An 18840-nucleotide genomic window follows, 5' to 3' on the forward strand; every position below is an offset into this window, starting at 1 on the left:
TAGCCCCGGTAAGCGAGGCGCATCGGGGAGCCCCGGATGGAGGCGTGGGCGCCTTATCCGGGCAACGCCCCTGCGCAGCGTGCGATTCATTCGCAGAAGACTATGACCATCACCTGGGGGTATTATTTCCGCACCGGGATCATCATGACTCTGCCTGTGCTTTTGTAACGCCAGCAGCGCTGGCGCTGCGCCTCTCTTTTACTTTGCAATGAGACTGATATGAGCAACATCACCATTTATCACAATCCGGCCTGTGGCACGTCGCGTAACACGCTGGAGATGATCCGCAATAGCGGTACTGAACCGACCGTTATTCAATATCTTGAGACTCCACCGTCACGCGATGAACTTGTCAAACTCATTGCGGATATGGGGATCGCGGTACGGGAACTGCTGCGTAAAAATGTTGAGCCGTATGAAGAACTGGGACTTGCGGAAGATAAATTTACTGACGAGCAGTTAATCGACTTTATGTTGCAGCATCCGATCCTGATTAATCGTCCCATTGTGGTAACACCGCTGGGGACGAAACTGTGCCGTCCCTCAGAAGTGGTGCTGGATATTCTCCCGGATGCGCAAAAAGGGGCGTTTGCTAAAGAAGATGGCGAGAAGGTCATTGATGGGGCAGGTCAGCGTCTGAAATAAATCTCAAAGGGGGCGGACGTCCCCTTATGATGGCTTCGCCATTCCTTCCTGCCGCTCTTTTCAGGACGGCTCATCGCGTCAGTGTTCTGGCACTATTACCGCGCAAACTGTTTCTGGCAGCTTAATACTCTGCAATGAAATCACATTATATTAAGCTGGCTTAATTTGTTGATAAAAAAAGATAAAATTAATATCCGCACTGTGTGTTAATAAGGAAATTCTTAAAAGGAATTATAAATTGTAAAATTTATTCATCGCTTAAAAATGGCTTGATATGCTGTTGCTCTCTGGGAGAGAACAAGACAGGAAAAAATCATGCTTTTAAATGAAAAAGCTGCCCCTTATGAAAAAGAATATAGGGTTAAGCGGCATGGCAATAAGAGCATTAAAAATATATTCCTTAAAAGCGATCATCGTTTTAAGAATTATATGGGGCTAAATTTTAGAAACGCTGATTTTACTGGTGAAGATCTGTCATTTAGTGATCTGAGAAATGCCGATTTTTCATATGCATGTTTACGCGGAGCAAATCTTAGCTATTGCTCTTTGAAAGGGGCAATCTTTGATTATGCCAACTGCTATGGTGTGAACTTTACGGAAAGCGATCCTGAAAATGCGAGCTTTTACAAAACGGTTTCCGAGTCAGATGCGTTATCTGATTCCGTAGTAAAACCCAATCTGCTGGTTTCAATCTATATGCCCACGTGGAACAGAGAGGAATTAGCAAAGCGCGCTGTTGAATCGATCCTGAAACAGGAATACGAGAACTGGGAGTTGATCATTGTTGATGACTTCTCTCCGAATTTCCTTAAACTTCAAGGGTTTATTGATGGTCTGGCGGACCCTCGTATAAAATATATCAGAAATGATTATAACTCCGGCGCTTGTGCTGTGAGAAATCAGGCTATTAAGCTTGCGAATGGTTATTTTATCACTGGCATTGACGATGATGATGAGTGGTTGCCAAACCGTCTAACATCCTTTCTCAAAGAACAACACAAACTGAATCAGCATGCATTTTTATATGCCGATGATTATATTTGTGATGCGTCAGGTTATCTCTCGCTGGAGAGTTTAAGGCTTTATCCAAAACCAGATTATAACCAGCAATTATTTAACAAAAAGAATATTGTCGGAAATCAGGTTTTCACCTTAACATCGCGTTTGCAAACTGTCCTTTTTGATACGCAGCTTGCCGCGGCGCAGGATTATGATGCGTTTTACCGACTGGCAGAGCAATATGGCGGACCGTTTAAACTGAATCTTGCCACGCAAATTCTTTATGTAAACCACGGTGAAGTAAGAATAACTGCCTCCAGGAAGAAATTTTCGGGCTATTTCTCTTTTTATAAAAAACATAGCGATAAGTTCGACAAGACAAGCAAAAAATACCAACTTTTCACCCTTTACTATATTCGCAAAAAACCGATGTCTTTTCGGGTTTTTAGAAGCTTACTATGCTTACGCAACGTTAAGCGTTACATGATGCTGCAAACTGTGTTTAAGGATAAGAAATTCTAAAACGTTACGGGCAACCCGTTGCGTATGATCAGTCAGCATCTTCAGCTCAAGCTTATTGGGGCTTAACAACCACGATCACCGTTTTCTGGATGAGCGCCTCAGCAGGGACGCTATTCTCAATATCTCATTCACGCCGGATGTCGCGACCCGCTATTGCGGGTCACGCTGTTGTCCGCCATTGAGCGTCACCGGATCCTCAACCTGCAGAAAAACCTTTTTAGCGCAGCGCAGGTAATGCAGCGGTGCTGGCCGCCAGTGAGTCGTCATATCCGCCTGCGTAATGGGTTAACCGTGCATTGCGCAAAAATTCGCATCTCTGCTTTACATTTCATTCATGATATTGATAATCATTATCAAAATATTTCTTATTGTTGTTATTTGTTTCTCTTACGGAATGATCCCCAAAAAGATGGGGAATAATGATTGAGGGTTGTTTGCATGAGATTTTCCCCTTTATACGGCGCGATGGCTCTGGTCTTCACGTCGCCGCTTTATGCGCAGGATGCGACAAGTAGTGATGATGAACTGATTGTTAGCGCGACACGTACGGAGGGGTCACGTAATGATTCCCCGCAGGTCATTAAGGTAATAAGCGAAAAAGAAATTGCCCAGCAACGGCAAATCACCTCGGACACCTCACAGATCCTCAGCAATTTACTGCCGTCATTTTCGCCTCCACGGCAGAAAATGTCCGGCAGTGGAGAGACGCTTCGCGGGCGTATGCCGCTGGTGATGATTGACGGTATTCCACAGTCAAACCCGCTGCGCCCGACAGGGCGTGAAATGCACACCATTGACTCATCGATGATTGAGCGCATTGAGGTGATCAAAGGGGCGAACGCCAGCAACGGCGTCGGCGCCACGGGCGGGGTGATAAATATCATCACGAAACGCGCGCAGCCGGGTACCGTAAACCAACATTTCAGCGTGGAAACCACCACCCCGACGGCGGAATTTGACCGTGATACCCAGGCATATAAAACCAACTACAGCATCAATGGCAGCGAAGAGTATATCGATTACCTTTTCTCACTGAGCTATGAAGATCAGGGCCTGTTTAAGGATGCGAATAATCACGCCATTGGCGTTGATAATACGCAGGGCGACCTGATGGATTCCCGCGCATGGGACATGCTGGCCAAGGTGGGGTACTGGCTGGATAACGATCAGCGCATACAGTTGAGCCTCAACCGTTATCGCCTGAAAAACAAAGATAACTACGTCAGTGTGAGGGGTGACCGCGACGCTGGCGTGCTCACCACCTCGGTGAAGGGCAACCCGGAAGGCAGCGCCCCCCACAACGATGTCTGGACCGTGGGCACAACCTACGATAACCATAACCTTGCGGGCATGAAGCTGACGGCGCTCGCTTACTATCAGCGCTATGAAGCGTTGTTTGGCGCAACCAACTCCTCTTCTTTCCAGGATCCTGCCATTGCGCCCATTGGCACTCTCTACGATCAGAGCCGGGCCTATACCGAAAAGTACGGCAGTAAAATTGCGCTGACCAGGGACGATATCTGGGATGATCGCATCAAAGCGACGCTGGGTTTCGATACCCTGTTTGATAACTCGAAACAGGATTTGTGGTCTACCGGGCGCACCTATGTACCGGAAATTAATTACACCGATCTGTCTCCTTTCCTGCAAATGGAGTTTTCGCCTGTTGAATCGGTGAAATTAAGCGGCGGTGTGCGTTATGAGTACGCGCGTCTGAACATCGACAGCTATCAGACGGTGTGGGCGAATGACCGTGTGAAAGTGGAGGGCGGAACCCCGTCCTTCGACAAGACGCTCTATAACGCGGGTGTGGTGTGGACCCCCATTGAGCCGCTCAGCCTGTTTGCCAGCTACAGCGAAGGCTTTACCGTGCCGGATGTGGGGCGCGTACTGCGTGGCATCGATACACCGGGGGTAAAACTCAATGACTACAGCGGCCTGCAACCCATCGTCACGAAAAACAGTGAAGTCGGGTTCCGGGTGCAGCAAGCCCCGTTTGACCTCGAAGCCAGTTATTACAAATCTACCTCGAAGCTGGGGAGTCGCGTGGAACTGGTCAATGATGCGTTTGTTGCCCGTCGCGAAAAAACAGAAATTGATGGCGTCGAAATTAGCGCGGGCTACAGCCCTAATGCGGACCACAAGCTGACGTTAGCCTGGTCGCACATGCGCGGTCGTTATGACAGCGATGACAACGGCAGCCTGGATGCGAAACTCGATGGTCTGAATATTTCCCCGGATCGTATCATCGCCAGTTGGTCGGCCAACTGGAATGCCGAATTGAGCACGTTCCTGCAGGCTAACTGGGCGTTAAGTAAAGCGTTCGACGACGCGGAGAAAGACTTTTCGGGCTATGCGCTGGTGGATGCTGCCGTGGGTTACAAACTGCCTTACGGTAAGCTGAATCTCGGTATCTCTAACCTGCTGAATAAGCAGTACGTCACCTACTATTCCCAGAGCGCTTCTGTTGATCCGGACCGCTATTTCGCCGGACGCGGGCGCACAGCCACGCTCGGCTACGGTATTGATTTTTGACTCAGACCGCCCCTTTCCGGGGCGGTATCAATGATGATGAAAAACACATTCTCATTTTCTCTGACGCGCCGCCGCGCGCTCCAGTCGCTGTTGCTGGGTGCTATCTCACCGACGCTGTTTGCCCGTCAACCGGCCGCGCTGCGCGCCGTGTCACTTTTCCAGGGAGCGACCGACAGCCTGGCTGCGCTGGGTGTCACACCCGCTGGCATTGTTGAGTCCTGGACGGAGAAACCGGTTTATCGTTATTTGCGCCCGCAGTTCTCCGGCGTACCACAGCTCGGGCTTGAGACGCAGCCTGCGCTGGAAAAAATCGTATTGCTCAACCCGGACATTATTTTTGCCTCCCGCTTCCGTCACCAGGATATCGCGCCGCTGTTGCAAAAAATTGCCCCTGTTGCGCTGCTTGATGATGTCTTTGAGTTCAAAAAAACACTGCGGGTCGTGGCAGAAAAGCTGGCGATGAAAAGCGCCGCGGCACAACGGCTTGAGCGCTGGGATGCGCGCGTTGCCACGCTGCGTAATCTTATCCGGACGCGATTTGATACGGCGAACGGCCCGCAGGTTTCGGTGATTGAGGTGCGCCCTGATCATATTCGTAGCTACGTTGCGCGAAGCTTTCCGGGCTCGGTGATGTCCGAACTGGGTTTTGCCTGGAGTGAACAGGCGATGCAGGCGCAAAGCGCTTCGTTACGTTTCTCCGGCATGGAGAATATTCCTTTGCTGGACGCCGATATCTTTTTCATTTTACTGCGCGCTAACAGTCCGGCGATCGCCCGGCAGTATCAAACACTCACGGCACATCCGCTCTGGCAGCAACTGTGGGCGGTGAAAGCGGGACAATTATGGGTCGTGGACAGCGTGCCCTGGAGTTTGTCCGGCGGCATTCTGGGGGCGAATCAAATCCTCAACGATGTGGAGTACGCGCTACTCAGGGGGCGAGCATGAGAGGGCGATTTCTGCTCTGTGGCCTGTTGCTGGTGGTGATGGCGGTGGTCAGTATGATGACAGGCACCCGCTTTTATACCTTCGCGCAGTTAACAAATGCACTGTTACATGCGGATCCGACCAGCGCTGTGGATACCATTATTCGCACCTCACGTTTGCCGCGTACCCTGCTGGCGATGGGGGTAGGGGCCTTTCTGGCGGTGGCGGGGGGCTTGATGCAGGCTTTGACCCGCAACCCGTTAGCCGCACCGGGGCTGTTTGGCGTTAATGCCGGTGCGGCGTTGATGATTGTGCTGGTGGGCAGTTTTTTCGCCATTAGCTCCCCCTGGGTCACATTGTGTCTGGCGTTTACCGGCGCGTGTGCCACCGGCACGCTGGTCTGGTTGACCAGCCGCATTAGCAAAGGCCAGCTCAATCCACTGCGCCTGGTGCTGGCAGGTGTTGCCATTACCGCGCTGTGTAACGCCTTTACTCAGGCGATACTCGTTATCGACCAGGAAACGCTCGATACCATGCTGTTCTGGCTGGCGGGCAGTCTTGCGGGTAATGATCTTGTGCATCTGTACCCGGTACTGCTTCCTGGCGTGCTGTTGGTGGTCGCTGCCTGCCTGTTCGCCGGGCAAATGAACGTGCTGAACGCTGGCGAAGAGATTGCCCGTGGGCTCGGGCTCAACATCGCACTGGTACGGTTGCTGGCAAGCGTTCTGGTGGTTGGGCTGGCGGGCTGCGCGGTGGCGCTGGCGGGCAACATCGGCTTTGTCGGGCTTATTGTGCCGCATATCGCCCGCCAGTTGTTTGGTAGCGATCTGCGCCAGTCGCTCCCGGCCAGTGCCGTGCTCGGTGCTTTGCTGCTACTGGTTGCAGACATTGCCGCCCGGGTTGTGATTTTGCCGCAGGAAGTCCCGGTTGGGGTGATGACGGCACTCATGGGCGCGCCGTTCTTTATTTTGCTGGCGCAGCGCAGGGGGAACCATGCCGAATAGCCAACTTTTCCGTGTGGGGCCCTTTTCACGCCAGTTCTCGCCGCGTTTGCTGCCAGTATTACTGGCTTGTTTACTCATCACCATGCTCGTCACCCTTGTGGCGCTGAGTATCGGCGATGTAGCGATTTCGCTGCCGCAAACCTTTTGGCTCCTGTTCCAGCCTGACGCCCGTCCGCAGAGTTTTATTCTGCATGAGTTACGTTTACCGCGCGTGGCGCTGGCGCTACTGGCCGGAGGCGGGTTAGGAATGGCCGGGCTCATCATGCAAACGCTGGTACGTAACCCGCTGGCCTCGCCGGATACCCTGGGCGTAACGACCGGAGCAAGCGCCGGTGCGCTGATATGGCTCTCCTTTTTCAGCCTGCAATACGGCAGCGCAGGGATGCCCTGGGCGGCGATGGCAGGCGCGGCCTGCGCTGTTGGGCTGATTTTCCTGCTCTCATGGCGTAAAGGCCTCACGCCGCTGCGCCTGATCCTGACCGGTGTGGGTGTCTCGGCGCTGGCAGGGGCGGTCGTCACGTTAGTTCTGGTCTTCAGCCCGCTTACCACCACCTTTTCCGCCTGGGTGTGGCTAAGCGGCAGCGTCTATGCCGCGACCTGGGAGAAGGTGCTAAGGCTGCTGACGATTTATCTCTGGGCACTTCCGGTGGTGATTTTTTTGCTGCGCTACCTGAAAACGTTGCAATTGCATGATGAGCTGGCGGCCGGACTCGGCGTGCGAGTACATCCCCTGCGGGTGCTGCTGTTGTTCGGCTGCGTGGTGCTCTCCGGCGGGGCGATTGCGCTGGTGGGGGCAATGGCTTTTGTCGGTCTGATAGCGCCGCACATTGCCAGGCGGGTGGTACGTCAGGGCTTTTTTGGCCAGGCCTTTGTCACCGTTTGCTGTGGAGGCTGCATGGTGACCACCGCCGATCTGCTGGCCCGAACCCTGTTTCGGCCCGCTGATATTCCGGCCGGGGTTTTTGTGGCGCTGGCCGGTGCGCCGTTCTTTTTATGGCTGCTTATTCGGCAGCGAACGTAACCGATGAGGAAATCGTGTCTCTCACAACGCAAAAGCTGAGCATCAGCTACCACCAGCAACAGGTGATCGATTCGCTGGATTTAGCCCTGCCAGCGGCAAAAGTGTCGGTGCTGATTGGCAGCAACGGCTGCGGTAAAAGCACGCTGCTCAAAGCCATGGCGCGACTGCTGACGCCACAGTCAGGGACGGTCATTCTTGATGGCGCGGACATTCACGCCAGCAATACGGCGCAGATTGCCCGCCAACTGGCCATCTTGCCGCAAACCCCCGTCGCACCGGAGGGAATCACCGTGCGTCAACTGGTCAGCCTCGGGCGTTTTCCTTACCAGAACTGGCTGCGACAGTGGTCAGCGGAAGATGAACAGCAGGTGGAGGAGGCGTTACGCCTGACGGGAACCACCGCTCTGCAACATCGCCCGGTGGATGCGTTATCCGGCGGGCAGCGTCAACGGGTGTGGATTGCCATGACGCTGGCTCAGGCGACAAACACCGTGTTACTGGACGAGCCCACAACCTACCTTGACCTGGCGCATCAGATTGAGATTCTGGAACTGTTGCGCGGCCTCAATCAGCAGCAGGGCAAAACCATTGTGATGGTACTGCACGATCTGAACCTGGCCTGTCGTTATGCCGATCACCTGGTGGCCGTACATCAAGGCCGGGTGTATGCGCAAGGGGCGCCAAAGCAGATCATGACGGAAGCCCTGGTGAACAAAGTGTTTAATTTGCGCTGTCGGATTATTGACGATCCTTTCTTCCATACGCCGTTGTGCATTCCTTTTCCGGGAGAGTCCCATGCTGACGATTGAGGAACATACGTACCTGCAAACCGTGTTTCGCCTGCGTTCACTCGCACAGGCAGACTGGCGAAGCGTGCCGGGCGAGGCACTGCGGGATGCGCAAACCTGTCGGGAGGTACTTGCGCGCGTGATGCCGCTTATCGGTGCGCCGGACCTGGCGATTGCCGCGTCACTTTTCGCCAAAAGAGTGGCATTTCTCGCATCCGGGAGTGTGCTTTACGCGATGAGTGTGTTTGATAAAGGCCTGCCGTTATCACTCACGGCGTGTCGACTGGAATATGCGCACGATAACGGTTTGTGGACATCGTCGTTGCCCGCCGATATTACGGCGACGGGGTACGCCCCGGGTGCGCGTGATGCGTGGCGTGAAACCGTTGTCAGTACCTTATTCAGAACGTTTTTCGCGCCGCTGTGGCAAAGCTTGTCACAGGTGAGCGGTTTGCCGGAGCACATTCTCTGGGAAAATACCGCTGTGCGGGTCTACTCCTTATATCAGGGGCGGATGGAGGGGCTTAGCGCCGATCAGGAGAAGCGCCAGCAGGCGGATTTTGCCTGGCTGCTGGAAGAGGCTGACTCGTCACTGTTTGGCCTGCCATGGAACCCGCTCACACGTTTTCGTCGACCCCTGCAAAAAGACGTGGCGGGAAACAGGGTGCGCTTTCGCCGCACCTGCTGTTTTTATTACAAAACGGTGCAACCTGTGGAGTATTGTCACAATTGCCCGCTGTGCAAGGCAACGTCGTTCTGATTGTGTGCGCAGCGATTGAGGGCGGGAGCTTATCGGTGTCATACAGCGCGGGCCCGCCAGGGCGAAAAACTCAGGCAGGCAATGAGCCGCAGGGACTTGCAAGGACGCTACGGAGTTCGCTTAAAGGAACCGCTTTTGCAAAGTACCACCCCTGCGCGCAGCCTCCAGGTACGTTATCTTTCAGAAACTGATACTGTATGTCTGTCTCAACCCCTTCAAAGACCACTATTTTAGGTATGTTTTTAAACATCTCTATCAGACCAGGAAGAATATCTTTATTGGTGGACTCTGTTCCTATTGAATCCGTTATCGACTTATCAATCTTAATTTCGCCCACGTCAAGCAAGGAAAGCCAGTTCAGATTTGAATAACCGGTTCCGAAATCGTCGAGGGCAAACATAATACCGGTCCCCTTAAACAGGTCCATTGAGCGTTTAATATCTTCTGTACCGGAACTTTGTCTTTCTGTAATTTCAAGAATAATCGATTCGCCTGCAACGTTTTCATCTTTTAACGTGCTGAGTAGTTTTTCACGAAACACCTCGGAACAGATATCCGCGCAACTGACGTTGATGCTAAGGGTGATATCGCTGTTCAGCAGTACCGGAGCACACTCTTTGATGGAATGCTCAACCACATACAGGCTAATCTTATTTATTAAGCCATTTTTTTCCGCGAGAGGAATAAATATATCCGGGCCGATACGTCCGATTTGAGGGTCCGTCCAGCGTAACAGTACCTCGACGCCGGTTATTTGGCGGTCTTTAAGCCTGTAGATGGGTTGATAGACAAAATGCAACTCGCGGTTTTCGATTGCGTGTTTCAGTCGGGAAAGTAAAGACTCTTTATGTGACACGTTATTAACGTACAGCGCGCCAATCAACAGACCGATGATAAGCGATGCACTAAACAGAGAAATCAGGATATACAAATTGTTTTTGAAAAATAAAGGGAGTGATGTCCCGGCAATAACGCAAATGTCATTCGTACTATTACAGGCATGCTCCGTAAAATACAACCAGGAATGCTCTCTGTTATGTTCTACCGACTCCAGTAATTGTGTGTTTTTTCCAATCATGAAAAAATGATTTTCATGTTTGAAATCACCTATGATGGCATCAAAATCCATCTTGTTGGCTTCCTCCCAGAAACGCTGGAAGGCAAAAGGTGACACCGTTATGGCGAAGTTGCTGGTATAAAAGACGTCTGCCGTAATGTTTTCTTCAATTTGCGCATCAAAGACCCACGTATAGCTTCCCCGGTTGACCTTATTTCTGAACATATTCAACGAAAGCGGCGCGCTCAGTTTTCCCCACAGGGCCGAACAGACAATTTTCTCATCCTCAACATAGGCGATATCTTTGATAAGTGGGTAAGGCCAGAGCCGTTTACGTAGCACCTGCTGGTATTGATCACTGCATGGCGCATAGACTGCAAACTCCTGTCGCAGTCCGTCAATCAGTTTGACTTGCGAGATAAGGCTGTTGCTGCGCGCCAGAATGGATTCAGCATAATCTTCTAGTTTTTCATGGGTATAGATATAGTATACCCCCAGGCCTGCGCCATACAGGGCACCGAAGGTTAACACTATCGATAATGCGTAAATGCCGATCCTGTGGTGGAGAGTTCTCAGTATTTGCAGTGGCATTGTTGACAACATTCCCCTGTCGTTATGGTTATCCGGCGCGCACGCTTTGTACAGTATTAACTCTATCCCAGTCATGCACTCCGACCTGAGAGGTAAAGCGTACTTATTGTGATTATCGGCCACACTGCTCGGGACTTTATCTGTTATCGCTGTGCATTCCCTCGAGCGTCGTCAACGCCAGTGACCAGGCACAATAAATTGCAAAAAAAAGCACAGTTTCAAAGAGGATTTTTTAAAAGAGTGGCTCCCGTAAAAAGTCACGGAACAATAAAATATTCCACACCTGTAAATATTTAGAAAGAGAAATACCCTAAAGCCGACGCTGAGATTGACCGTGAATGGCCTGAGCCCCTGTCGGTTCAGCAAGGGGGGTGATCAGGTTTGGTTTGACTTTAATGATGCACTGATTTGTCTGCGCCAGTGCGAGTATTTGCGTGGCGGTCAGTTGCTTAACCGTCTGAATTAACTCAATGTCCATGTTTAAAAAGCTTTCGGCTTGTTTGACATCTTCAGCGGCTACGCGTTGAGCCAGTAAAAGATATGACAAATTAAGGTTGTGAATTTCTTTAAGGACAGAAACTTGTGTGGTCATTTATACGCCGGGTTAAAAAACGGAAGAAAGAGGTGTGCAGCAGGAGAAAACCGCTACCTGATATGATACATGCAAAATACAACTTTCGTGTGAAAATTTACATACTTTTCACAATGCGTTTATAGGTACCGCAAAATATTGTCGGTATACCATTCTGAGAATGAGTTAATAATGAAAGTCATTCGCGTTGGCGTTACGGAAATTATGTTCCTGCAACAGAGAAAGTCTGATGGCCGACAATATATCATTACCTGTTTTACGCGGCATCTACGCTGCCCTGGCAGTTGCCCACATCACTAAGGCTCATCCGCGCACCAGAAACTCACTATTTTCATCCGGCACATATTAATATTGCACCCTGCAACGCCTCTATTCCCATATTTCGCATATACGAAAGCGAGGTGGTATGAACCCTTAATCTGACCAGGATCAAAAACCATTTCCCCAAATTAATATAAAAAGACAGTGTATTTCACCAGCAATGCCTCTAATTGCATTTTCCAGCTTAGCTTATGCGTAAGCGGTTAATATATTTATTACCAAAAAGTCTTTTTAGTCACACTTCGTTTATTACTAGAGTTGATTTCCGGACAATTTTGAAGGAAAACAACCATGACCTCAACCCAGCGCATTGCCCGTCACGATACTGATTTACTGGATATTCACCCCGTTGCCGGAAATATTGGTGCGGAGATACGCAATATTTCGCTTTCGGCTGACCTCGATGATAACCATATTCAGCAAATTGAAAATGCACTCGTAAAATATAAGGTTTTATTCTTCCGTAAACAGCATCATTTGACCGACGAAGCCCATCAGGCCTTCGGTGCGCGTCTGGGTAAGATCGTGGCGCATCCTACGGTGCCGTCGCCTGCGGGCACCAAATTGTTCGAGCTGGATGCCTCAAAAGGCGGTGGGCGGGCAGACTCCTGGCACACCGATGTCACCTTTGTGGATGCTTTCCCGAAAATATCCATTCTGCGCGGTGTCACCATCCCGGAATATGGCGGTAATACCGTCTGGGCGAATACCGCATTAGCCTATGAATTATTGCCGGAATCGTTAAAACAATTTGTCGGCACACTGCGCGCTATTCACAGTAATAATTACGATTACGGCGCAGAACGTATTGTCACCGAAGAACATCGCCTTAATCACCATAAAAATGTTTTTGTCTCTTCCGTATGGGAAGCGGAACATCCGGTGGTGCATGTTCATCCAGTAACCGGCGAGCGCGCCTTATTACTTGGTCACTTTGTGAAAAAGCTGGTCGGCTTTAACAGCCGTGAATCGGCGCAGCTTTTTGAATTACTGCAAAACCGCATTACCCGCCTGGAAAATACCGTGCGCTGGCAGTGGCAGCAGGACGATGTGGTTATCTGGGATAACCGCAGCACTCAGCATTACGCCGTTAATGATTATGGCAACCAGCCACGTCTGGTCCGTCGCGTCACCATTGAAGGCGAACCTGCCGTCGCCATTGACGGCAGCCGTAGCCGCACCGTAACCCGTCCGCAGGATGCCGTAAACGATACCCCAGACAGGGAAGTGAACTATGCAGCGTCGTGATTTACTCAAAGCCATGGCGGCGTTCGGGGTCTACAGCATGATCCCGGCTATCGCGCGGGGGGCAAATGTGGCCCGCAAATATGATGGCGTGACGCTCAATGTCTCCACGTTCAGTACCGCCTGGCCGCAACTGATTCGCCAGTGGCTGCCGGAATTTGAAGCCCTGACCGGGGCAAAAGTGCAGCTCGATACGCCCGCCTTTCCGGTTTACAACCAGCGTGCCGACCTCGAACTGTCGACACGCGGGTCGGCCTATGACGTGGTCAACGTTACCTTTATCTACACCAGCCGCTGGATCAACGCGGGTTGGCTGACCCCGCTGGATGAGTTTGTCGCTAATCCCAATCTCACGCCGGCTGACTGGGGGTTACAGGATTTTTTGCCTGCTACCCTGGCGGCGGAAACCGGGCGCGATGGCAAACTGTACGGCATCCCTTATGTGGTGGAAGCCATGTTGACCGGGGCCTCACGCTATGACCTGATTCAACAGGCCGGGCTGGCATTCCCGAAAACCACCGATGATCTGGTGACGGTTCTACAGGCGGTGAACAAGAAAGAGCGCGTCGCCGGGTATGTCACCGACAACCACTATGGTTGGACCTTTATTCCCTATCTGCAGGCCTTTGGCGGCAACGTGTTCCGCGCGCCGCCGGATGACCTGTTCCCGACGCTGGATACCCCGGAAGCGGTGCAGGCGGCTGACTATTTTGCCCGCCTTATTCGCGAGTTTGGCCCGAACGGCGGCATCACCTATACCGCCGACCAGTCCTTGCAGGCGCTAAAACAGGGAAGGGTGAACGTCTCTGACGCCAGCCAGACCTACCTTGCACAACTGGGCAACGCGGAAAGCTCGCGCACCCTGAACACGGCTCATTTTGGCCCAATGGTCAACGGGCCAAAAGGGTGGTTCCCCGGCATGGCGACCCATGCGCTGGGTATCCCGGCAGGTTCGAAAAATAAAGAGGCGGCGTGGGCGTTTATCCAGTGGGCGCTTTCGAAACAGAACACGGCACGCACGCTGGCCGCCGGATACGGTTCACCGACTCGCCGTAGTGATATCGACTCGCCGGTGTTCCGTTCTAAGCAGGTGATCAACGGCGTGGATCTGGCGCAGCTTTCCATTGATGCCATCGACCAGGCGGGCAGGGGCGGTTACATGAAATACCGCACCGTGGAGTTTTATCCGCAGGTTGACCAGCAATTGAACAAAGCCATTGCGCTGATTGCCTCCGGCCAGCTTTCGGCAAAAGAGGCGATGGCCCAGGCGCAGGCCGGGACGATTGCGGATTTAAAACGCGCCGGGGCGAAGATTTAGAGCCTGAATACAGGCTATTTTATTTGCCATTTTGGCCCTGGGCAGTGCTCACACAAAACGCATAGCGTTTTGAACGCCCGTTAGGGCGGCCCGGAGGGTGTGCGAAGCTAATAATCCTCACGTACTTCAAGTACGCTCCGGTTGTTCCGCGCTGTCCGGGTCCAAACTGCCTGCAACAATTACGCCTGTAGTTCAGGCTCTATGGAATTGAAACGATGGCACAAGTCAAAAGCTGGCGTCAGCGCCAGCATTACGCATGGCTGCTCGGGTTATCGCCGTCGCTTGTGGTGCTGACGCTGTTAACCCTGGTTCCGGCAGCGGCGCTGCTGGTCACCAGCCTCACGCCGTTCAGCCTGACTAATCCGGAAGCGACATTCACCTTTCGCAACCCACTGGTGAATTATCAGCAGTTGCTGCATGACGACCGCTTTCTCAACTCGCTGGTGACGCAGCTTAAGCTATCGGTGGTGAGCGTCTTCTTCCAGGTGCTGATCGGACTGCTGCTGGCGCTGCTGCTGAATGGCTCATCGCGGCTGCTCAACGGGGTGCGTACCTTGTTGCTCATTCCTATGGTGCTGCCGCCGATTATCGTGGCGCTGATCTGGAAAATTATCTACACCCCGGACATCAGCCCGCTGCACCAGATTCTGGAGCGCATCAACCTGCCGCTGAACTCGCTTATCGCCAACCCGGACACCGCGCTGTGGGCGATAGTTGTAGCGGATGTCTGGCAGTGGTTTCCGTTCACCATGCTGATGGTACTGGCGGCCCTGCAAATGGTACCCAGTGAACCGCGTGAAGCGGCAAGCCTCGATGGTGCCTCGTCGTTCAACATCTTCCGCTACATCGTATTGCCGCACCTCAAACCGGTGTTGGCGGTGTGCATTCTGTTTCGTCTGATCGACAGTTTCAAAGCTTTTCCGCTGATTTACATCCTCACGGACGGCGGACCGGGCTCGGTGACAGAAGTCACTAACTACTACGGTTTTATTCAGGCCTTTAACTTTTCCTGGTGGGGATACGGCAGCGCCATCGCGGTGGTGATCCTGGTTGGGGTGTTTATTTTAAGCTGGCTGATTGGCCGTGCGGGGTGGAATGATGACAGTACAGCACACTGATGAACGCCGTCCGCTCGCGTTCACCGTTACGCGGCGCAAAAAGTGGCGTTTCAAAGGCAAGCGCACGCTGGCGGCGTTACTGCTGCTGGTGTTGTTTCTCGCACCTTTCCTGTGGATGGTCATCATGTCGTTGCGCCCGTCGATGGATGCGTTCGACCTGACGCTGTTTTTCACGCCCACGCTGGAGGCGTATCGCCAGTTGATTGCCGGGAATTTCCTGCAGCCGTTTGGCAACAGCCTGATGGTCAGCGTGATTTCCACGGTATTTTCGCTCCTGCTCGGCGTGCCAGCCGCCTGGGTGCTGACGCGCTGGCGCTTTCGCGCCCGTCGTTATGTGGCGCTGTGGATCCTGGTGACGCGCATGGCGCCACCCATCGCCTTTACCATTCCGTTCTTTCTCGCCTTTCGCTGGCTTGGCCTGCAGGACACCATCATCGGACTGGCGATTGTCTATCTCACCTTTAACCTGGCGGTCGTTATCTGGCTGATGCAGACCTTCTTTGCCGCCATTCCGGTCACGCTGGAAGAGGCGGCGTGGATGGATGGCTGCTCCCTGTGGGGCAGTTTCTGGCGGGTGTCGCTGCCGCTGGTCAAACCGGGCCTCGCGGCGACTGCCATTCTCTGTTTCATCTTCTCGTGGAACGACTTTTTCTACGCCCTGATTTTAACCCGTACTAACGCCATTACCGCCCCGGTCGCCATTGTGAATTTCCTGCAATACGAAGGGTGGGAGTGGAGCAAAATCGCCGCCAGCGGCACGCTGGTGATGTTGCCGGTGGTTGCCTTCACCCTACTGGTGCGGCGCTATCTGGTACAGGGCTTAACCGCTGGTGGACTTAAGGATTAATAATGGCAACCCTGACACTCAACAACATCGCAAAACGTTTTAACGGGCAGACCATTATCCCTGGTCTGGATTTGACCATTCACCACGGCGAATTTATTGCCCTGGTGGGGCCGTCCGGCTGTGGAAAGTCAACGCTGCTGCGTATGATTGCCGGGCTGGAGGGTATCGACGGCGGCGAGCTGATTCTGGACGGCGAGGTGATTAACGATCTCTCGCCACAGGAGCGTAACATGGCGATGGTCTTTCAGAACTACGCGCTCTATCCGCACATGACGGTGGCGGATAACCTCGGTTTCTCGCTCAAAATGCAGGGCGTGGCGAAGGCGAAAATTGACAGCCAGGTGCGACAGGCCGCCGACACGTTAGGGCTGACGCCGCTGCTGGCGCGCAAACCGTCGCAGCTTTCCGGCGGGCAGCGCCAGCGCGTGGCAATGGGCCGCGCGATCCTGCGCCATCCGCGTCTGTTCCTGTTTGATGAGCCGCTCTCTAACCTCGACGCCAAACTGCGCGTGGAGCTGCGCACTGAAATCAAGGCGCTGCATCAGCGGCTTAACACCACCATGATTTACGTCACCCACGATCAGATTGAGGCCATGACCATGGCCGACCGTATCGTGGTGCTGCGCGACGGGCATATTGAGCAGGTGGGCACACCGCTGGAGTTGTACGACCGCCCGGCCAACGCCTTTGTAGCGAGCTTTATCGGTTCGCCGTCAATGAACCTGTTCACCGGACACGTAGAGCGGCCTGGCATCGTGATGACCGATGACGGCATTGCCCTGCCGGTAGCCCAGACGCCGGGGCTGGATATCGGGCAGCGAGTGCTCTATGGGGTACGACCGCAGCACTTTGTGCTGACGCCGGGGGCGTCGATCGATGCCCATGTCAACGTAGTGGAACCCACCGGTTCGGAAACGCAGATCCTGCTCAATATCGGCCAGCAAAAAGTGACCACGCTGTTTCATCAGCGCGTGGCGGCACTGCCGGGTGAAACGCTGAAAATCCTGCCGGATGCCCGTCATGCCCATCTGTTTGATGCCGCAAGCGGCGTGCGACTCAATTAACGCTGAGGGAGGTAATGAACAGGAAAGCGATTGTCTTTGGCGTTGATGGATTAATGATGCCGCCTGTCAAAAGTCGTTGCCGAAACCGCGCCTGCAGGATTGTCGCGTGACGTTGTCACCTAATGCCAGCGCCCATGGGCATGTCACCTTAACCCAGGGGGAGGAGCGCGACAGGCGGGCGCAACCATTGCTTATCGGCCTGGCGTCAAACGCGCTACCCTCGACGGTTCTATAATGCAGGCGTTACTGGCGCCAGATGGGACAGAAAGATGACCGAACATCGTTATACCCGTTACGGGAGTTTGCAAAACAAAGTGGTGGTGATCACCGGCGGGGCCAGCGGGATTGGCGCGGATCTGGTGGCGGCGTTTCGCCAGCAGGAGAGCCGGGTACATTTTCTGGATATCGATATGACGGCGGGGAGTGCGCTGGCGCAAGCTCGAGGCGCCTGTTTTCATCCGGTCGATGTGCGAAATATTGCCGCGTTGCGCGAGGCAATCAACAACATTGCCGCCCGGGAAGGCCGCATTGATGTGCTGATCAATAACGCCGCCCGTGACGACCGGACCGATACCTTCACGGTGGAACCGGAGGCCTGGCGCGAGAGCCTGGCGGTGAACCTTGATCACCAATTCTTTGCCAGTCAGGCCGTTGCCGCGCTGATGCAAAAAGGCGAGGGCGGCAACATCATTCTGACCAGCTCCACCAGCTTTATGAAGGGCAGACCGGGCATGTCCGGTTACACCACGTCAAAGGCGGCGATTGTCGGGCTAAGCCAGACGCTGGCGCGCGAACTGGGGCCATCGGGCATTCGCGTTAACTGCATCGTGCCGGGGGCGATTTCCACCCCACGTCAGCAGGCGCTGTGGCGCACGCCGGAATCCGAAAAGGAGATCCAGGCTATGCAGTCGCTGGATATCACCCTTGAAGGCCGGGACGTTGCCGCCATGGCGCTGTTTGTCGCCTCCGATGACGCCCGTGGCTGTACCGGGGGGCTCTTTTTTATCGACGCCGGTATCCGCCTGGTGTGACAGCATCTTCACCCCCGCACGCTGGCCGCGCGCACGTGCAGGGTGCGCCGGGGCGTCGTGATGATAGTGGTGACGACGCCCACAATATGCGCGCCTTCCTCCTCATCAATGTACACCGTGCGATAGTTTTCGTTCTCTGCCACCAGGCGCGGCGGTGAGAGGCGTAAACGCCGGACGGTAAAACCGCTCAGCAGGCGGGCGACGACGATATCGCCATCCGCCGGCTGCAGGCTGCTATCCACCAACAGTAAGGATCCGGGCAGGATCGCCGCGCCGCACATGGCATCGCTGGCGGTGCGCAGCACATAGGTTGCTGACGGGTGGCTGATCAAGTGTGCTACCAGGTCGATCGCACCTTCGATGTAATCGGCCGCCGGGCTGGGAAAAGCGCTGGTTGTCATTGCATGTCGCTCCCACGTAATGGCAGGCATAAGGCTGCCTGACAAACCTGTAGACGT

The 18840-nt window shown here is 53.6% G+C and carries 18 protein-coding genes and 2 pseudogenes; 17 read left to right on the forward strand and 3 right to left on the reverse strand.

Annotated features, from left to right (window positions below; translation table 11 throughout):
• Positions 1–84 precede the first annotated feature (84 nt).
• The 10 genes and pseudogenes from ABU190_RS12270 to ABU190_RS12315 all read left to right on the forward strand — a co-directional run.
• Positions 85–212 (forward strand): annotated as a pseudogene (locus ABU190_RS12270) (ArsB/NhaD family transporter); the annotation flags it as partial.
• 7 nt (positions 213–219) lie between these two features.
• A complete protein-coding gene (gene arsC, locus ABU190_RS12275; protein ID WP_354691459.1) occupies positions 220–645 on the forward strand; it encodes a glutaredoxin-dependent arsenate reductase in 426 nt (141 codons plus the stop codon).
• 429 nt (positions 646–1074) lie between these two features.
• Positions 1075–1239: pseudogene (locus ABU190_RS12280) on the forward strand (pentapeptide repeat-containing protein); the annotation flags it as partial.
• An 84-nt stretch (positions 1240–1323) separates the two neighbouring features.
• Positions 1324–2166, forward strand: coding sequence for a colanic acid biosynthesis glycosyltransferase WcaA (wcaA, locus tag ABU190_RS12285; RefSeq protein WP_354691485.1), 843 nt, complete (start codon positions 1324–1326; stop codon positions 2164–2166).
• A gap of 465 nt (positions 2167–2631) precedes the next feature.
• A complete protein-coding gene (locus tag ABU190_RS12290) occupies positions 2632–4701 on the forward strand; it encodes a TonB-dependent receptor (RefSeq protein ID WP_354691486.1) in 2070 nt (689 codons plus the stop codon).
• A gap of 33 nt (positions 4702–4734) precedes the next feature.
• Entirely contained in the window at positions 4735–5646 is a 912-nt protein-coding gene (locus ABU190_RS12295; RefSeq protein WP_354691487.1) for an iron-siderophore ABC transporter substrate-binding protein, read from the forward strand.
• The gene (locus ABU190_RS12300; protein WP_354691460.1) at positions 5643–6629 is read left to right on the forward strand and encodes an iron ABC transporter permease; all 987 of its coding nucleotides are present in this window, start codon (positions 5643–5645) and stop codon (positions 6627–6629) included. The genes ABU190_RS12295 and ABU190_RS12300 overlap by 4 nt, the downstream gene beginning before the upstream one ends.
• Positions 6619–7650 carry an iron ABC transporter permease gene (locus tag ABU190_RS12305; protein ID WP_354691461.1) on the forward strand — a complete coding sequence of 344 codons (1032 nt, stop codon included), beginning with the start codon at positions 6619–6621 and terminating at the stop codon, positions 7648–7650. Before ABU190_RS12300 ends, ABU190_RS12305 begins: the two co-directional genes overlap by 11 nt.
• Positions 7651–7661: 11 nt before the next feature.
• Positions 7662–8459 carry an ABC transporter ATP-binding protein gene (locus ABU190_RS12310; RefSeq protein WP_354691488.1) on the forward strand — a complete coding sequence of 266 codons (798 nt, stop codon included), beginning with the start codon at positions 7662–7664 and terminating at the stop codon, positions 8457–8459.
• Complete coding sequence (locus tag ABU190_RS12315; RefSeq protein ID WP_354691462.1) at positions 8446–9198, forward strand: IucA/IucC family C-terminal-domain containing protein; 753 nt, start codon at positions 8446–8448, stop codon at positions 9196–9198. The genes ABU190_RS12310 and ABU190_RS12315 overlap by 14 nt, the downstream gene beginning before the upstream one ends.
• A gap of 70 nt (positions 9199–9268) precedes the next feature.
• Here ABU190_RS12315 and ABU190_RS12320 read toward each other — a convergent pair whose 3' ends face one another.
• Both ABU190_RS12320 and ABU190_RS12325 read right to left on the reverse strand, forming a co-directional pair.
• The gene (locus ABU190_RS12320; protein WP_354691463.1) at positions 9269–10921 is read right to left on the reverse strand and encodes an EAL domain-containing protein; all 1653 of its coding nucleotides are present in this window, start codon (positions 10919–10921) and stop codon (positions 9269–9271) included.
• Between the two features lie 235 nt (positions 10922–11156).
• Positions 11157–11438: a flagellar transcriptional regulator FlhD gene (locus ABU190_RS12325; RefSeq protein ID WP_296415439.1), complete on the reverse strand. Its 282-nt coding sequence runs from the start codon at positions 11436–11438 to the stop codon at positions 11157–11159.
• A gap of 612 nt (positions 11439–12050) precedes the next feature.
• Between ABU190_RS12325 and ABU190_RS12330 the strand changes: the two genes are divergently transcribed.
• From ABU190_RS12330 to ABU190_RS12360, 7 genes are all read left to right on the forward strand, one after another.
• Entirely contained in the window at positions 12051–13007 is a 957-nt protein-coding gene (locus tag ABU190_RS12330; protein ID WP_354691464.1) for a TauD/TfdA family dioxygenase, read from the forward strand.
• Positions 12994–14322: an extracellular solute-binding protein gene (locus tag ABU190_RS12335; RefSeq protein ID WP_354691465.1), complete on the forward strand. Its 1329-nt coding sequence runs from the start codon at positions 12994–12996 to the stop codon at positions 14320–14322. The genes ABU190_RS12330 and ABU190_RS12335 overlap by 14 nt, the downstream gene beginning before the upstream one ends.
• 215 nt (positions 14323–14537) lie before the next feature.
• Complete coding sequence (locus ABU190_RS12340) at positions 14538–15440, forward strand: sugar ABC transporter permease (RefSeq protein WP_354691466.1); 903 nt, start codon at positions 14538–14540, stop codon at positions 15438–15440.
• Positions 15418–16287 carry a carbohydrate ABC transporter permease gene (locus ABU190_RS12345; protein ID WP_052249243.1) on the forward strand — a complete coding sequence of 290 codons (870 nt, stop codon included), beginning with the start codon at positions 15418–15420 and terminating at the stop codon, positions 16285–16287. Before ABU190_RS12340 ends, ABU190_RS12345 begins: the two co-directional genes overlap by 23 nt.
• 2 nt (positions 16288–16289) lie before the next feature.
• Positions 16290–17351 (forward strand): sn-glycerol-3-phosphate ABC transporter ATP-binding protein UgpC, encoded by a 1062-nt coding sequence (gene ugpC / locus ABU190_RS12350; RefSeq protein WP_110296313.1) that lies wholly within the window; start codon positions 16290–16292, stop codon positions 17349–17351.
• Positions 17352–17457: 106 nt separating this feature from the next.
• Entirely contained in the window at positions 17458–17586 is a 129-nt protein-coding gene (locus tag ABU190_RS12355) for a hypothetical protein (RefSeq protein WP_354691467.1), read from the forward strand.
• Between the two features lie 34 nt (positions 17587–17620).
• On the forward strand, positions 17621–18382 hold the full coding sequence (locus ABU190_RS12360; RefSeq protein ID WP_193793511.1) for an SDR family oxidoreductase: 762 nt from the start codon (positions 17621–17623) through the stop codon (positions 18380–18382).
• Positions 18383–18390: 8 nt separating this feature from the next.
• Here the strand turns inward: ABU190_RS12360 and umuD are convergent, their stop codons facing one another.
• A complete protein-coding gene (gene umuD / locus ABU190_RS12365) occupies positions 18391–18783 on the reverse strand; it encodes a translesion error-prone DNA polymerase V autoproteolytic subunit (protein ID WP_107224166.1) in 393 nt (130 codons plus the stop codon).
• Between the last annotated feature and the right edge of the window lie 57 nt (positions 18784–18840).

The sequence above is a fragment of the Phytobacter sp. RSE-02 genome (assembly GCF_040578655.1).
GTDB lineage: Bacteria > Pseudomonadota > Gammaproteobacteria > Enterobacterales > Enterobacteriaceae > Phytobacter > Phytobacter diazotrophicus.

Bases quoted from the DNA above. Each gene is read 5' to 3' on its own strand.
- ABU190_RS12320 (WP_354691463.1), bottom strand. From the start codon at position 10,921: ATGACTGGGATAGAGTTAATACTGTACAAAGCGTGCGCGCCGGATAAC.
- ABU190_RS12290 (WP_354691486.1), top strand. From the start codon at position 2,632: ATGGCTCTGGTCTTCACGTCGCCGCTTTATGCGCAGGATGCGACAAGT.
- ABU190_RS12335 (WP_354691465.1), top strand. From the start codon at position 12,994: ATGCAGCGTCGTGATTTACTCAAAGCCATGGCGGCGTTCGGGGTCTAC.
- ABU190_RS12300 (WP_354691460.1), top strand. From the start codon at position 5,643: ATGAGAGGGCGATTTCTGCTCTGTGGCCTGTTGCTGGTGGTGATGGCG.
- ABU190_RS12340 (WP_354691466.1), top strand. From the start codon at position 14,538: ATGGCACAAGTCAAAAGCTGGCGTCAGCGCCAGCATTACGCATGGCTG.
- ABU190_RS12305 (WP_354691461.1), top strand. From the start codon at position 6,619: ATGCCGAATAGCCAACTTTTCCGTGTGGGGCCCTTTTCACGCCAGTTC.
- arsC (WP_354691459.1), top strand. From the start codon at position 220: ATGAGCAACATCACCATTTATCACAATCCGGCCTGTGGCACGTCGCGT.
- ABU190_RS12325 (WP_296415439.1), bottom strand. From the start codon at position 11,438: ATGACCACACAAGTTTCTGTCCTTAAAGAAATTCACAACCTTAATTTG.
- ABU190_RS12330 (WP_354691464.1), top strand. From the start codon at position 12,051: ATGACCTCAACCCAGCGCATTGCCCGTCACGATACTGATTTACTGGAT.
- umuD (WP_107224166.1), bottom strand. From the start codon at position 18,783: ATGACAACCAGCGCTTTTCCCAGCCCGGCGGCCGATTACATCGAAGGT.
- ABU190_RS12345 (WP_052249243.1), top strand. From the start codon at position 15,418: ATGATGACAGTACAGCACACTGATGAACGCCGTCCGCTCGCGTTCACC.
- ABU190_RS12360 (WP_193793511.1), top strand. From the start codon at position 17,621: ATGACCGAACATCGTTATACCCGTTACGGGAGTTTGCAAAACAAAGTG.
- ABU190_RS12295 (WP_354691487.1), top strand. From the start codon at position 4,735: ATGATGAAAAACACATTCTCATTTTCTCTGACGCGCCGCCGCGCGCTC.
- ugpC (WP_110296313.1), top strand. From the start codon at position 16,290: ATGGCAACCCTGACACTCAACAACATCGCAAAACGTTTTAACGGGCAG.
- ABU190_RS12315 (WP_354691462.1), top strand. From the start codon at position 8,446: ATGCTGACGATTGAGGAACATACGTACCTGCAAACCGTGTTTCGCCTG.